General features: G+C 69.8%; 8 protein-coding genes. 1 reads left to right on the forward strand and 7 read right to left on the reverse strand.

Annotated features, from left to right (window positions below; translation table 11 throughout):
• Positions 1-44 precede the first annotated feature (44 nt).
• From ACWPN7_RS29265 to ACWPN7_RS29285, 5 genes are all read right to left on the reverse strand, one after another.
• Positions 45-1,025, reverse strand: a complete 981-nt coding sequence (locus ACWPN7_RS29265) for a quinone oxidoreductase family protein (RefSeq protein ID WP_349620166.1) — start codon at positions 1,023-1,025, stop codon at positions 45-47.
• A 173-nt stretch (positions 1,026-1,198) separates the two neighbouring features.
• Positions 1,199-2,098 (reverse strand): 3-hydroxyisobutyrate dehydrogenase, encoded by a 900-nt coding sequence (mmsB, locus tag ACWPN7_RS29270; protein WP_349620165.1) that lies wholly within the window; start codon positions 2,096-2,098, stop codon positions 1,199-1,201.
• 30 nt (positions 2,099-2,128) lie between these two features.
• Positions 2,129-3,328: an ABC transporter substrate-binding protein gene (locus tag ACWPN7_RS29275; protein WP_407824585.1), complete on the reverse strand. Its 1,200-nt coding sequence runs from the start codon at positions 3,326-3,328 to the stop codon at positions 2,129-2,131.
• 33 nt (positions 3,329-3,361) lie between these two features.
• Positions 3,362-4,861 carry an aldehyde dehydrogenase family protein gene (locus ACWPN7_RS29280; protein WP_459197404.1) on the reverse strand — a complete coding sequence of 500 codons (1,500 nt, stop codon included), beginning with the start codon at positions 4,859-4,861 and terminating at the stop codon, positions 3,362-3,364.
• A gap of 93 nt (positions 4,862-4,954) precedes the next feature.
• On the reverse strand, positions 4,955-5,749 hold the full coding sequence (locus ACWPN7_RS29285; RefSeq protein ID WP_200774984.1) for an enoyl-CoA hydratase/isomerase family protein: 795 nt from the start codon (positions 5,747-5,749) through the stop codon (positions 4,955-4,957).
• 337 nt (positions 5,750-6,086) lie between these two features.
• Here ACWPN7_RS29285 and ACWPN7_RS29290 point away from each other — a divergent pair, with 337 nt between their 5' ends.
• Positions 6,087-6,791 (forward strand): GntR family transcriptional regulator, encoded by a 705-nt coding sequence (locus ACWPN7_RS29290; RefSeq protein ID WP_456522925.1) that lies wholly within the window; start codon positions 6,087-6,089, stop codon positions 6,789-6,791.
• Between the two features lie 189 nt (positions 6,792-6,980).
• On the opposite strand, the gene ACWPN7_RS29295 is transcribed toward ACWPN7_RS29290, so the two are convergent.
• Both ACWPN7_RS29295 and ACWPN7_RS29300 read right to left on the reverse strand, forming a co-directional pair.
• A complete protein-coding gene (locus tag ACWPN7_RS29295) occupies positions 6,981-8,555 on the reverse strand; it encodes an alpha/beta hydrolase-fold protein (RefSeq protein WP_407824583.1) in 1,575 nt (524 codons plus the stop codon).
• 44 nt (positions 8,556-8,599) lie between these two features.
• Positions 8,600-15,790 (reverse strand): non-ribosomal peptide synthetase, encoded by a 7,191-nt coding sequence (locus tag ACWPN7_RS29300; protein ID WP_459197402.1) that lies wholly within the window; start codon positions 15,788-15,790, stop codon positions 8,600-8,602.
• Positions 15,791-15,798 lie beyond the last annotated feature (8 nt).

A 15,798-nucleotide genomic window follows, 5' to 3' on the forward strand; every position in this document is an offset into this window, starting at 1 on the left:
CCGCGATGCGGGCCATGTGATTCCGAGGCGGAGGACGATTCGCTTCAGGGAATGAGCACGATCGATCCCGTCGTGCGGCGGGCTTCCAGGTCGCGGTGCACCGATGCGGCGTCGGTGAGCGGCGCCCGGTGGGCGATGCCGACCTGGACCCGGCCCGAGGCCAGGGCCTCGAACAGCCCGCCGGCCAGGGTCTCGATGTCGTCGCGGCTGCGGGTGACCGTGGCCAGCGTCGGCTTGGCGAGGAAGATCGAGCCCTTTTGCGCCAGCATGCTGATATCCAAGGGCGGCACCGGGCCGCTCGCCTGCCCGAAGCTGACCATCAGGCCGAAGGGCTTCAGACAGTCCAGCGACGCCATGAAGGTGTCCTGCCCGACGGAATCATAGACCACGTCGACACCGCGACCGTCGGTGATGTCGCGGACGTGCGCGGCGAAATCCTCCTCGCGGTAGAGGATGACGTGATCGCAGCCGGCGCCCCGGGCGACGGCCGCCTTTTCCGGCGAGCCGACCGTGCCGATCACCGTCGCTCCCAAAGCGTGCGCCCACTGGCACAGCATCTGGCCGACGCCGCCCGCCGCGGCGTGCACGAGAAGGGTTTCCCCCGCCTTGACCGGGTGAACGCGATGCAGCAGATACTGCGCCGTCGTCCCCTTGACCATCGCGGCGGCGGCCACCTCGTCCGACACCGTGTCCGGCAGTTTCACCAGGCGGTGCGTGGGAACGATGCGCCGCTCGGCGTAGGCGCCGAGCAGCATCCAATAGGCGACGCGGTCGCCGGGCGCCACATCGGTGACGCCGGGGCCGACCGCCTCGACCACGCCGGCGCCCTCGACGCCCAGCACGGCCGGGCGTGGGATCGCGTACTGCCCGGAGAGGGCCGAGCGGTGATAGGTGTCGATGAGGTTGACGCCGATCGCCGTGTGGCGGACCAGGGCCTCCCCCGGACCGGGCGGCGGCACGGCCACCTCCTCCCAGACCAGGGCTTCGGGACCACCGGGCTGGTGGACGCGGATCGCATGACCCATGATCGGTTTTCCTTTCATTCAATCAAGCGCAAAGCCTGACACATCAGGCTCTGCGCTTGCCCTCGGACGGCGGGCGCGGCCGTCCGGCCGCTTGCCTTCGCAGGCACGAGCCTGCGGGGGCGCCGTCGCGGCCCTTACCGTCGAGGGTAAGTCAGGACTTGCTCTCGACGGCATCACGCCGATGTCAGCCGTCCGGTAATCAGGGCGAAGACGGCGCTGAAATCCTTGTTTCCGTGACCGTGCTCCACAAGCATCTGGTAGAGCGCGGCGGCGCTGCCGGCGAGCGGCGTGGCGGCGCCGCTGGTCGCGGCCGCGTTCTGGGACAGGCGCATGTCCTTCAGCATCATCGCCGCCGCGAAGCCCGGCTGGTAATCGCGGTTGGCCGGCGATGCCGGCACCGGCCCCGGAACCGGGCAATAGCTCTGCAAGGCCCAGCAATTGCCCGAGGACACGGTCATGACGTCGTAGACCGTCTGGTGGTCGAGCCCGAGCTTCTCGGCCAGGGCGAACACCTCGCTGATGGCGACCATGCTCATGCCCGCCATCATGTTGTTGCAGATCTTCAGGGCCACGCCGTTCCCGGATGCCCCGACATGGAAGATTTTGGGACCCATAGCGGCCAGCACCGGGCGGGCGCGCTCGAAGCCCTCGGCGGTGCCGCCGACCATGAAGGTCAGGGTCCCGGCCTGCGCCGCTGGGACCGCGCCGGAAACCGGGGCGTCCACCATGACGAAGCCGGCATCGGCCGCCGCTTTGCTGACCGCCCGCGCGCTCTCCACGTCGATGGTGGAGCAGTCGATCAGCATCGTGCCCGGACGGGCGTGCGTCAGCACGCCCCCCTCATCCTCGTAGGCGGCCCGCACATGCTTTCCCGTCGGGATCATGCTGATGACGGTGTCGGCATCGGCCAGCGTCTCGGCCAACGTGGCCGCCACGCGGCCACCGGCGGCGGCGTAGGCGTCGCGCGCCGCGGCCACCACGTCGTACCCAATGACGTCGTGCCCGGCCCTGGTGAGGTTGTCGCACATGGGACGGCCCATGTTGCCGAGTCCGATGAAAGCAATCCGCGCCATGATTTTCCTCCGGAAGGGTCTCTCAGTGGGTCACTTCTTGACCAGGGAGCACTTGCTTTCGCTCAAGGGGATCGCCGCTTGGTCGCCGGGGATGGTGCGCTGAACCTTGTAGTAATCCCAGGGGCCCTTGGACTCGGCCGGTGTCTTGACCTCGATCAGGTACATGTCACGAATGACCCGGCCGTCCTCGCGGACCTTGCCGCCCTTGGTGATGAGATCGTCGACGGGAAGTTCCCGCATCTTGGCGGCGACCACGGTGCCGTCGTCGGTGCCGGCCGCCTGCATCGCCTTCAGGTAATGCGTCACCGCCGAGTACACGCCGGCCTGGACCATGTTGGGTTTGCGCTTCATGCGCGCCTCGAAGCGCTCGCCCAGCTTGCGGCTGCCCTCGTCGCGATCCCAGTAGTAGGCCGTGGTCGCGATCAGCCCCTTGGCGTTTTCAAGGCCGAGCGCGTGCACGTCGCTGATCAGGACGGCCAACCCGACCAGCTTCTGGCCGCTGCTGGTGATGCCGAACTCCGCCGCCTGCTTGACCGCGTTGGTGGTGTCCGTCCCGCCGTTGGCGAGCCCGATGATCGCGGCCTTGGACGCCTGCGCCTGGAGAAGGAAGGATGAGAAATCGGCGTTGCCGAGCGGGTGCCTGACCTGCCCCAGCACCTTGCCGCCGTTCTCCTTGACCGTCTTGTCGATGTCGGCGGCCATCTGATGACCGAAGGCATAGTCGGCGGTCAGCATGAACCAATCCTTGCCGCCGTCCTGGACCACGGCACGGGCGGTTCCGACCGCCTGGGAATAGGTGTCCCACATCCAGTGGAAGCCGTTGGGCGAGCAGTCTTCGTTGGTGAGGCGCGTCGTCCCCGGACCGGTGGCCAGGGTGATCTTTCCGCGTTCGCGGGCGAGGTTCTGGACCCCGATGGCGATGGCCGAATTGGTCAGGTCGGCGATGGCATGGACGCCCTGGGTGTCGAACCATTCGCGGGCCTTCGCCAGCCCGATGTCGGGCTTGTTCTGGTGGTCCGCTGACAGGACCTCGATCTTCTTGCCCAGGATCTGGCCGCCGAAATCCTCGACGGCCAGTTTCGCCGCCTCGACCGAACCGGCGCCGCCGAATTCGCTGTACAGGCCCGACTGGTCGTTCAGAACGCCGATCCGGATGACGTCGGCGGCCTGGGCCGCTCCGGCCGCCAACGCCGTCGTGGCGAGAAGGGCGGCGATAAAGGACGTACGCATTCTTGTTTCCTCCCTTTTTTGGTGAACTCTTGATCAGTCCATGTTGATGATGACCGTCTTCTTGTGCGTGAAGTGATCGAGCATCGCTTCGAGGGATGCTTCCTTTCCAAGGCCGGACTGCTTGAAGCCGCCGTAGGACAGGCCCGGCTGCACCACGAGGTTCTGGTTGACCTGCACGAAGCCGGCCTGGAGCCGCCGGGTCGCGTCGAGGGCGGTGCGGAGGTCGCGCGTCCAGATGGTCGCGGCGAGGCCGAAATCGCTGTCGTTGGCCATGGCCAACGCGTCCTCGTAGTCGCGGAAGGCGATCACGCAGGTGACCGGTCCAAAGATTTCCTCGCGGGCCAGCCGGTGATCGTTGGCAAGGCCGGTGAAGAGGACGGGCTGCACGAACAGGCCGCGGGCCAACCGCTCGTCCGTCGGCAGGGCCGAGCACCGGTGCGCCACCGCGCCCGCCGTCGCCTCGCCGAGCGCGATGTAGGACTGCACCCGCTCGAATTGCTGCGGCGAGATGATGGTGCCGATGTCCGTCGCCTCGTCCAGCGGGTCGCCCATGGTCATGGCGTCGACCTTCGCCTTCAGCTTGTCGACGAAGGCGTCGTGCAGGCTCTCGTGGACGAAGATGCGCGATGAGGCGGTGCAGCTCTGGCCTTGCCGCGTGAAGCGCATGCCCGCCACGGCGCCGTCGATGGCCTTGTCGAGATCGGCGTCGCCCATTACGATCATCGGGCTTTTGCCGCCCAGTTCGAGGGTGACGGGGATCAGCTTGTCGGCCGCCAGATGCGAGATGATCTTCCCCGTCTCCACCGAACCGGTGAAGGTGACCTTGCCGACCCCCGGATGGGTGACCAGAGGCGCGCCGCATCCGGGGCCGTCACCCGACAGGATGTTGAGGACACCCGGCGGCAGCAGCTGGTTCATGACCTGGATGACGCGCAGGGCCGCCAGCGGCGCCTCCTCGGCGGATTTGACGATGACCGCGTTTCCGGCGACCAGCGCCGGCGCGATCTTGAGCGCCATCAGGTACAGCGGCACGTTCCACGGAATGATGGCGCCGACGACGCCGATCGGCTCGCGCTGGGTGAAGGTCAGCATCTTCGGGTGGAAGGGAACGGTTTCGCCCTTCAGCTCGGACGCGAGCCCGCCATAGAAGGTTAGGGTGTCCGCCACCAGCGACGCCTCGACCCGGCTTTCGGTGCGAATGGCCTTGCCCGTCTCCAGGGCGAGCAGGCGCCCGATCTCCTCGGCATGGCCGACCAGACGGCGCCCGCATTCGACCAGCAGCCGGCCCCGCTCGCGCGCCGAGAGGCGAGCCCAGGCGCCTTGCGCCGCGACCGCCGCGCGGACGGCGGCATCGACGTCCCGCTCGCCGCCGTCCGCCGCCGTGGCGATCACGTCACCCGTCGCGGGGTTCACGACATCGAAGGTCCTCCCCGTGGCCGCCGGCCGGAGTTCGCCGCCGATCAGCAGCAAACCCGACAACTCGCGCGCGAGGGCATGGGGGGTCGTGTTCAGAACCAGGTTCTGGTTGGTCATGGACGGTCTCTTTTTGAATAGGGCCGGTTTTGAATAGGACTGGCCGAATGCGGCTGGTGTGCCGATCCCGCGCGTGCCGGGGAACGGAGGCGGTCAGGACGCCCGGCGCTGCGACCAGACCTTCAGGGCGTTGGCGAACTCGTCCGACCGCAGGCTCGCGGCGAAGGCCGCTTCCGCCGCCCGATCGTCCAGTTCGCCGCGGGCGATCTCGTTGAGCGCGCGTTTCATGCCGGCGATGGCCTGCGGCGCGCAGGCGGTGATGCGTCCGGCCAGTTCGTCCACAGCAGCCGGAAGGTCGTCGGGAGCGACAATCCGGTCCAGAAAGCCGATGCTCAGCAGGTCGTCGCCGGCGATCGTTTCCGCCGTGAGGAACAAGCGCTTGGCCGCGTTGAGGCCAAGCCGCGACACATAGCGGCGAAGGCCGCCGGGGTAGAAGTGTATGCCAAGCTGCCCGGCCGGCATGCGCATGCGCATCCCGGTCACGCCGATGCGGAAGTCGCAGGCGAGCGCCAGATCGGTGGAACCGCCATAGACGCTGCCGTTGAGGGCGCAGATCGTCGGGACGCGGACCGCTTCGACGCGATCGCACAACCGTGCAAAGGCGTTCTCCCCGTCCTGGCCGTCCGACACGCCGCGCTGGGACGACTGGGCCGCGGTCAGGTCGTAGCCGGACGAGAAGCTCGGCCCCGTCGCGGTCAGCACCAGCACGCGAACGGACGGGTTCGCTTCGGCTGCCGCGATTTTGTCCTCCAGAATGGCGATGTCCGCCACGTCGATCCGATTGTGCTGGAGCGGGCGGTTGAGCCGGATGGTGCCCACCGCGTCGTTCACGGTCAGTTGGGGGGCTGTCGCCGGCCCGTCCGATTGACCCCGTGGCGTCCCGTTCATCGTTTCCTCCCAGGTGCCGTCATTGGCGACGGCGCGGCCCTATGGATACCGCCTTTGTTTTTCTAAAGAACCATGAGCGAGTTCATGCATACCAGAGAGTGATAATGGGATGCAACATGGAAAGTTTGGCACGCCTATGGTTGACGGCGCGCGCAATGAGTGGCGGCGGTTTCCTTGGGAGCCTTTACGCCTTGGGAAAAGCCAAAGCCCTCCGCTGGATGAGGGGGCGCTATGCTCCGCCACAGCCTGATTTCTCCGCTGGCTGCGGTTGTTCGGTCGACCAAAACCGAGTTTTGGCATACCATGACATTGACGCCGCCCAGCGGACGCGATACCGTTGACCAATCCCGATTTGCCAATGGATCATGCCATGCAGGCGGAAAAGCCAAGCCGCGTAACGGAAATGCGGCAGGTGCTCGAACAGGAAATTCTGGGCGGGATCATCGCGCCCGGCGAGCGCCTGGACGAACGAGCTTTGGCCGAACGGTTCGGCGTGTCACGGACGCCGGTGCGCGAGGTGCTGTCCCAGCTTGGCTCGAGCGGACTGGTCACGATAAAGCCGGGAGCCGGCGCCTCCGTATTGCGGATGTCCGCCAAGCAGCTCGTCGGCATGATGGAGGTTCTGGTCGAACTGGAATCCCTGGCCGCCAGCCTTGCCGCCCGCCGCATGGGAATCGCCGGGCGCAAGCGTCTTCTGGAAGTGCACGAGGCGAGCCGCGCCGCCGCCGAGGCCAGCGACATTGAGGCCTACGACAATCTCAACCGCGAACTGCATGAGTTGATCTACGCCGGAAGCCGGAACGAGCATCTGGAGCATCAGGCGAAACTCATTCGCAGCCGCTTGCGCATCTACCGCCAGTATCCGTTCCAGCACACCGCGCGCCCTTTGAAGTCCTACACGGAGCACGACCGTTTCGTGAAAGCGATCCTGGAAGGGGACGGCGAGGCCGCGCGCCGGCACATGCACGACCACATGACCACGGGCGGAAGCATTTGGGTCGATATGGTGGTCTCCATGCCGCCGGTCGGTGACCATGAGTAGCGGCGCTGTTTTCTGAACATATTTATCTGCGCGAATTGGCGAGGCGGCGGAATCCACTGCGGGGCGGCGGTGATCCGGCGAGCCTGGATGCCGGACGGGTGGGCCTGTTCCTGTGGGCTGGCGCTGGGCGATCCCGACGCCGCCATCCAAGGGGGGTTGAGGGAGCGCGTCCGCGGTTCGTTTTGCGCATCAGCGTCCGAACAGCGCCAGCAGGCCGTCACCCAGCGCGCCGCGCCAAGCGAACCGGTCGTGCCCGGCGGCATAGTCGCGGTAGGTGACCTCGTAGCCCTTGGCCTCCAGAACGTCCCGCAGGTGGCGGGAGCTTTCAAGGATGCCGATCTCACCGTCGCTTCCGCTCTCGAACAGGCCGGCGCTGAGGAAAAAACGCACCGGACGGCGATCACGAGACGCCACCAGGCCAGCCATATGCTCCGGACGGTCCGGCGGCGCATCGGCCGGATGCCACCAGAAGGAGCCGGACATGGAAAGCGCGTTCCCGAACCGGTCCGGGTGCGCGAGCGCCGCGGACACCGCCGCCAGCCCGCCGTAGCTGGACCCGGCCAGCACGGTGCGGTCGGGCCGGGACCGGATGCCCATCCGCTCGCTCAACCAGGGAAGAAGCTCGTCGGCGAGCATCGCGGCGAAAGCGGGATTGGCCGGCAATTCGCGCTCCCGCGCCTCGGTGCCGGGGTTGGCGATGAAGACGGCGACGGTCGGCGGCAGGCGGCCATTGCCGGTCAGCCGGTCAAGCATGGTCGGAACCGGCGCGTGCCGGTCGAGATAGTCCGGCCCGTCGAACAGCAGCAGGAGCACGGTGTCCTTGCCCGCCGGATCGACGCCGGGCGGTGCGTAGACCGTGACGTCGCGCGTGTTGCCCAGGATGCGGCTGGTGAAGCGTTCCGCGATGAGCCGTCCCGCCGGTTCGGCCCAGCCGCCTTCCAGGCCGGGCTGGAGCGGGGCGCCAGACAGCTCCACCAGGGAAACCTGATTGTAGCGATCGGGGGCGTCGGGCGGCCAGGGACGGTGATTCAGCGGATCGGCCTGAAGCTGCGCCAGGATCGCCATCCGGCATTCGCGGCAGGTACCGGGAAAATCTGGCACGTCGGGCGCGATCTGGTAGGACAGGCGGGTGGAGGCGGGGACGATGAAGCTCTTGAACCAGACGTCGCTCCGGCCCAGCCGTTCGAGATTTTCATGGTTGGAGGTCGGTCCCCCGAGCAGGCGCACGTTGTGGCGGGCGCCCCGCGCCAGGAAGGTCATTGCGACGCGGTCCGATCCGGGCGCGTCCTTCAGCGCGTCCTTCAATGGCTCCACCAAAGGCGTGCCGCGCCGGGCGATGTCCTGCCAGAAGTCCTCGGTCCCGCCGCCGCGCTTCACCGTTTCGGCCAAGGCGGCGATGGTCGGGCTCAGGTGCCCCTGAAGGACGGGACGCTGGTCGGCCACGGCGATGCGCCGGGTCAGCGCCAGTCGATAGCCGCCAACCCCGCGCAGCGTGACCCGCAGCGCCGCCATGCCGGGTTCGGCGACGAAACGGAAGACCTCCCGGCCCGCCGTGCCGTTCAACAGCAGCCGGACAGGGCGTCCTTCCCGGTCGATCAGCCGCAGCTCCGCCGCGTCGGTTCCCGAATCGAGCACGCCTTCCACATAATCGCCGTCGTCGAGGTCCAAGGGATGGACGGCGCTGCGCTCCGTGCCGGACACGGGAACGTCGAGAATCAACGGGGAGCCGTCCGGCACCCCCGCGCAGGCGTTCAGAACCATCATCACCATTCCCACGCGTGTCAAACGCTTCAATCGCCCTTCCTTTCTCATCCGCCGGCCGCGGCCCGGACCGGCTCTGCGTCGGCCGTCGCCGATCCCACTCCCACCGCCGAGATCACCCGGTCGAGCAGAGGGCCGACGATCCGCAGGGACGCCGGGGCGATGATGTCCTCGTGCGAGCAGTGGGACAGGCGGTGGACGGACAGGCGCCCCACGCGGCCCGTCCAGCTTCCTTCGGGGTCGATTTCCGGGGGGATCGACTTCTCCGCCACGAACAGCGTCAGTTCGCCGTCGTAAGCGGGGGTGCGGGCCTTCGAGAGAACCCGGACGGCGTCCTTGTAGTTGCCGAAGATGTGGCCGAACATCTCCACCTTCTCCCGCCGCAGATCCTCGTCCATCACGTCGGCCAGGGCGTCGCCCAGGAACTGTTCCTGCTCCCGTTCCGCCGCTTGGTCGGCGTCGGTGCGGCCGAGTCCGCTCCAGTCGTGCGCCTCCGCCGGATAGGTGTCGAGCAGGCCGAGGAAGTCCACCCGCTCCCCCATCCGCCGCAGCCGCACCGCCAAGCCGTAGGCGACCGTGCCGCCCAGCGAATAGCCCAGCAGATGGTAGGGGCCCTGCGGCTGCACCTCGCGCAGGATGGCGAGCTGGCGGTCGCACAGCTCGTCGAGGTCGGCGCTGAGCGCCAGCGGGCCGTTGGGGCGCGGCGATTGCAGCCCGACGATGGGCCGGTCGCCGCTCACGTAACGCGACAGGACGCTGTACTGCCAGGACAGGCCGGACCCCGGATAGAGGCAGATCAGAGGCGGCCCCGAGCCGTCGCGCAGGCGGATCACCGGCGCGAAACCGAGATTCTCCGGCTCGTCCCGCCCGCCCGCTTCGGCCAACAGGGCGGCCAGCCGGGCGACGGTGGGGGCGACCATGATCTGGCTGACCGCCACCGGCTGGCCCAAGTCGCGGCGGATGCGCGCCGCCAGCCGCATCGCCAGCAGCGAATGGCCGCCGATGGCGAAGAAATCGTCGTCCGCGCCGATCCGCTCCAGCTCCAGCAGTTCGGCGAAGATGGCGGCCAGACGGCTTTCCAGCCCCGGCGCCGGTGGTAGGCCCGACGAAGCCGCCTCAGCGCCCATTGTGGGCAGGGGCAGCGCCTTGCGGTCCAGCTTGCCGTTCGGCGACAGGGGCAGGGCGGCAAGCGTCACATAGGCGGCGGGCAGCATGTGCGGGGGCAGCGTGTCCCGCAGGGCGGCGCGGATGGCGGCCTCGTCCAGCGCATGGTCCACCGCCGGGACGAGATGGGCGACGAGTTGCCGCCGGTCCATGCCCGGCTCGGACCCGCCGTCGCCCAGCACCACGGCGGACACCACCGCCTGGGCCACGCCGGGCAGGTCGGCCAGCGCGCTCTCGATCTCGCCCAGCTCGATGCGCTGACCACGGATCTTCACCTGATGATCGGTGCGGCCCAGATACTCGACCGCGCCGTCCGGCAGCCAGCGGGCGAGGTCGCCCGTGCGGTACATGCGCCGTCCATGGTCGAAGGGATCGGCGACGAAGCGCGACGCGGTCAGTCCGGGGCGACCGAGATAGCCGATGGCGAGCTGGTCGCCGCACAGGTGCAGCTCCCCCACCGCGCCGGGCGGCACCGGGCGCAGGGCGTGGTCGAGGATGCGGAGCTGCGTGTTCCACACCGGCCGGCCGATGGGAACGCCGCCGTCCCCCGCGATCCAGCCGCCGGACGCCGGGCAATAGGTGACGTCCACCGCCGCCTCGGTCGGGCCGTAGAGGTTGTGCAGCGCCGCGCCGAAGCGGCCGGCGAAGGCGCGCGACAGGCCCCGCCCCAGCGCCTCGCCGCTGCAGAAGACGCGGGTCAGGCTGGTGCAGACCGCGGCATCGGTGCCGTAGCTTTCGATCACGCTGGCGGTGAAGAGGGCGAGCATCGACGGCACGAAGTGGATCGTGGTGACGCGGTGATCCTCGATCAGCCGGACCAGCGCCGCCGGGTCGCGGTGGGCCTCGGGCGGCGCCATGACCAGCCGTGCCCCGACCAGGAAGGACCAGAAGAACTCCCACACCGACACGTCGAAGCCGCAGGGTGTCTTCTGCAGAATCGCGTCGTCCGGCCCCAGGGGATACTCGTTCTGCATCCACAGGATGCGGTTGACGATGGCGCCGTGCGACACCGCCACGCCCTTGGGCCGTCCCGTGGTGCCGCTGGTGTAGATGACGTAGGCCGGGTGTTCCGGCGTCAGCTCGTCCGCAAGGACAGGCGCTTCATCCACCACGCGGGCCACCGCGACGGTGTCCTCATCGACGAACAGCACCGGCACCGCGTCGCCGAACAGCGGGCGCGAGGCAGCGTCGGTCATCAGCACCCGCGGGCGGGCGTCGGACAGCATGAAGGCCAGCCGCTCCGCCGGGTAGCCGAGGTCGAGCGGCAGATAGGCCGCCCCCGCCTCGATGACCGCCAGGATCGACAGGCTGAGGGACGCGGAGCGCGGCACGCCCACCGCCACCACGTCGCCAGGACGCACCCCCAGGGCGCGCAGTCGCCCGGCCAGGGCGGTCACCCGCCGCCGCATCGCGCGGAAGGTCAGGCTCTCCCGCTCATCGACCAGGGCGAGGGCGTCCGGCGTGCGCGCCGCCTGCGCGACGAGGAGGTCGCGCAGCGTGGTCCGGGGCACCGCTCGCGTGGTGGCGTTCACCGCGGCGAGGTGCCGCCGCTCCTCCTCCGTCAAGGTCGGCAGGGCGGCCACAGGCGTCTTGGGATGGCGGACCAGCGTGGTCAGCAAGCCGCGGACCCGCTCCGCCAGCGCCGCCGCGTCGGGCACCGCGCCGCGGTTCTCCACCAGCAGGGTCAGTTCCCGGCCCGGCAGCACCAGCAGGGCCAGCGGGTAGTGGCTGTAGCCGCGGTTGTGGACGCCGGAGACGCGGACGCCGCCAAGGTCGAGGGCCTCGTATCCGCTGTCCGGGTAGTTCTCCACGACCAGCAGCGTGTCGAACAGCGCGGCGCCGCCGGCCATCGACTGAAGCTCCGACAGGCCCAGTCCATCATGCTCCATCAGCGCGATGTGGCGCTCTTGGACGGCCGGAAGCTGCTCCCACAGCGACCGCGCCGGGTCCAGCGCCACCCGCACCGGCAGGGTGTTCAGGAACAGCCCCACCTGCTGCTCGACGCCCGGAACGGCGGCGGAGCGTCCGGAGACCGGCGTGCCGAACAGCACATCGTCGCGCCCCGCCAGATTGCTCAGCACAAGTCCCCACACCGCCTGCATCAGGGCGTTCAGGGTCAGCCCTTCCGCCCGCAGCCGGGAGAGGAGGGCGTCGGTCAGCTCCGCCGGCAGGGCCAGCTCCGCCTCCTCCATCGGCGCGTCGCCGCCGGACCGGGCCGGATCGAACAGGACGGTCGGGGTGGCCCCGGCCAGCGCCGCGCCCCAGGCGTCCCGGCTCGCGGACAAGTCGCGGGCCAGCAGGCCGTTGACCACCGCCGGATAGCCGATGGCCAGGGGCGTCAGCGTGTCGGGACCCTGTCCGTAGGCGGTCAGCAGGTCGCGCAGCAGCAGCGGCGTGGACCAGCCGTCGACCACCAGATGATGCACGGCGATCAGCAGACGATGACGGTCGGGCGCGGTGCGGACGAGGATGGCCTTCACCAGACCCAGGAAACGGTCGGTCGGGTTCGCGCGCTCCGCCGCCGCGGCCTCGATGCGGGCCAGTTCCGCGGCGCGGACCTCCGGCGCTTCGTCCGACAGGTCGTGGTGCTCGAAGGGCCACAGCCCGGCGCCGCCGTCCGGCAGTGCGGGGATGACCAGCAGCGGGTCGCCGCTGCCGTCATGGTCGAACAGCCCGGCAAGCTGCGGGTGACGGCGCAGCACCGCGTCGAAGGCCCGCTCCAGCCGCTCCGCGTCCAGCGGCCCGTCGAGGTCGAGCGCGGTGAAGGCGTTGTAGGCGCTGGCCTTTCCGCCGAGCTGGCTCTGGAACAGCATGCCCTTCTGCAAGGGCAGCAACGGCACCGCCGCCGCGACCGGGCTGTGACGGGCCTCCAGCGCCGTGGGATCGATGGCCGGCGCCGCCGCGAGGGTTCGGCTTTCCGGAACCAGCGCCTTCAGGGCGAGCGCCATGCGCCGCGGGTCGCGCCCGGCGAAGACGTCGCGCGGGCGCAGCTCGAACCCGTGGGCGCGCAGCGCGCTGCCCAGCGCGATGGCGCTGATGCTGTCGCCGCCGAGTGCGAAGAAATCGGCGTCGGCGCCCACCGAAGGCAACTGCAGAACCGTCGCCATGGCGCGGCAGAGCAGCGCCTCCACCGGGGTGGCGGGGGCCGCGCCACCGGTCTCCGCCGCCGGTGCGGGCAGACGGGCGCGGTCCACCTTTCCGTTGACGGTCAGCGGGAAGGCGTCCAGCACCACCAGCGCCGAGGGCACCATGTAGTCGGGCAGCCGCTCACGCAATCCATGCAGCAGGTCGCGGGACGTCCGATCCACCCCTTCGGCCAGGGTGCAGTAGGCGATCAGCCGGTGACTGCCGTTCACCGCCTCCGCTGCCACCAGCGCTCCCGACACCCCGGGCAGGCGGTGCAGGGCGGCCTCCACCTCCGGGATCTCGATGCGGTAGCCGCGGACCTTGATCTGGTGGTCGGCGCGTCCGATGAAGTCGATTTGCCCGTCACCGGTCCAGCGCACCAGATCGCCGGTTCGGTAAAGCCGTCCGCCCGATCCAAAGGGATCGGCGACGAAGCGCTGGGCGGTCAGTCCCGGACGGCCCACATAGCCCGCGGCCAGACCGGCGCCGCCGATGTACAGCTCGCCGACGGCACCGACCGGCACCGGGCGCAGCCGGGTGTCCAGAACGAGGACCTGCACATTGCCGACCGGGCGCCCGACCACCGGCCGCTCCGCCACCGTGACGGGCGCGCGCAGCGTGTCCACCGTGTTCTCGGTCGGGCCGTAGAGGTTCACCGCCATCAGATCGGCATGGCTGCGGAGGTCCGTCCACAGGGCGGGGGAGGCCGCCTCGCCGCCGATCAGGATCAGCGTCGGGTGGTGATGGCCCGGCTCCATCAGGCCGCAGGCCAGCATCTGCGCGCAGAAGGAGGGCGGCAGGTCCATGGCGTCGATGCGCCGGCCCCGCACCTCCTGCACCAGCGCGTGGGCGTCGCGCCGCATCTCCTCGTCGAAGACGTGAAGCTCCTGCCCCAGCAGCATCCAGAAGATTTGCAGCCAGGAGGAATCGAAGGCGAAGGAATGGGTGTGCGCGGCCCTGAGGACGCGCGACTCATGGCGGCGCCGGACGGCCTCCAGCGCCGGACCGTAGACCGTCGCCGTGTGCGACAGCAGCAGGTTCAGCAGCGCGCCGTGGGTGTTCATCACCCCCTTCGGGCGCCCGGTGGAGCCGGAGGTGAAGATGATGGTGGCGACGTGGGCCGGCGTCAGGGGCGCCTTGCGTTCCGCCGCGGCGACAGGGCCACCGGGCAGGGCGGCGCAGGCGGCCAACAGGTCGGCGTCGTCCAGGCACAGCGCCTCCAGCCCGGCGGGCAGCCGCCCGGCCACCGAGGCCCAGGTCAGCGCGCAGCGCGGCCCGGCGTCCTCGCACATCATCGCCAGCCGCTCGGTGGGGTAGTCGAGGTCCAGTGGCAGGTGGGTGGCGCCGCTCGCCAGAACCGCCAGCATGGCGACCACCGCGTCGGCGGAGCGCGGCACCGCCACCGCCACCACGTAGCCGGGACCGACGCCACGCGCGATCAGCAACCGGGCCAGCCGCGACACCGCCCCCGACAGCTCCGCGAAGGTGATGCGGGTGTCGCCGAACACCAGCGCCGTGGCCTCCGGCGTCTCGGCGGACTGGCGGTCCAGGACCTCCACCAGGGTCGCCGGGCGCTCCGGCGCGGCGAAGACGGGACCGCTGGACCAAGCGGCGATGGCCGCTTCCTCGTCGGCGTCCATCACCGGCAGGCTGTCCAGGGGAGCGCCGGTCACCGCAGCGTCGAGCACCCGGACCAGGCGCCGGGCGTGGCGGGCCAGTTCGGCGGCGTCGTAGCGGGTGCGGTCGGCGCGCAGTTCCAGCGCTATGCCGCCACCGCGGGTCATCAGCCCGAATTCGAAGTCGTCCACCGGTCCCGTCGCCAGATGGTGGGTGATCGCCTCCACACCGGCGAAGTCGAGGTCGTAATCGAACAGGCGGTAATTGACCACCGGGCCGTAGAGCGCCTTGCCCGACCCGACCTGCCCCAGGTCGCGGGGGATGCGCTCCGCGTCGTAGCGCTGGTGCCGGCGCGCCTCCCGCAGCGCGGCCCGCACCCGTCCGGCGGCCTCGGCCAGCGTGCCGGCCCCGGTCAGGTCGATGCGCACCGGCAGCACGTTGACCACCGGAGCCACCGCATGGACGGCGGCGGACCCCATGCGCCGCATGAAGGGCACGCCCACCACCGGGCGGGGATCGCCGGACAGCCGGTGCAGATAGACGGCGATGCCGGCCATCGCCAGATCGGCGACCGACACACCACATTTTTCCGCCAGCCCGGCGAGCGCGCGGGCTAGAGGGTCGGGGAGGGCGGCAGTGTGGGCCACCACTTCCGACGTCGCCTGCTGCTCGGTCGGCTTGGCGCCCTGGACGGAGAGGGTCAGCGGCGCCGGAAAATCCCGGCACAGCCCGCTCCAGTACGCGCGGTCACGGGGCAGAGCGTCGGATGCGAGATAGGCCGCTTCCTCCTCCGCCACCGTGGCGACGGAGACGAAGGGGCCGGGGGCCGGCGCCCGCCCTTGCACGGATGCGCCGTACAAATCCGCGATGCGGCGGGTCAGCGCGTTGAAGCTGTAACCGTCCAGCATGATGTGGTGATAGCGCTGGTACCAGATCCAGCGCGGCGCCCCATCCGCCACGGTGACGTCGAACAGGATCTGGCGGCACAGCAGGCGCTCGCCGTCGGCGGGCAGGTCGCCGGCCAGATCGTCGGCCATGACGGCGCGTGCCGCTGCTTCCGGGTCGGCGGCGGTGGTCAGGTCCAGACGCTCCGGCTCGGCCACCGCATCGCCGCCCAGAATCTGGACGACGCGGCCGTCCCGCTCGGCGAAGCGCGCGGTCACCGTGTCGGCCTCCGCCAGCCCATCGCGGATGGCATCCGACAGTCGCGCGGCGTCGATGGCGCCGTTCAGCTCGATGGCGTGGGCGATGACATAGGCGTTCTTCCGGGCCGCGACCTGATCCGCCAGCCAGATGCCCAGTTGCGTGCCCAGCAGGGGAATGATGCGCATGGCCCTGT

Source organism: Azospirillum sp. UENF 312511 (genome assembly GCF_058780635.1).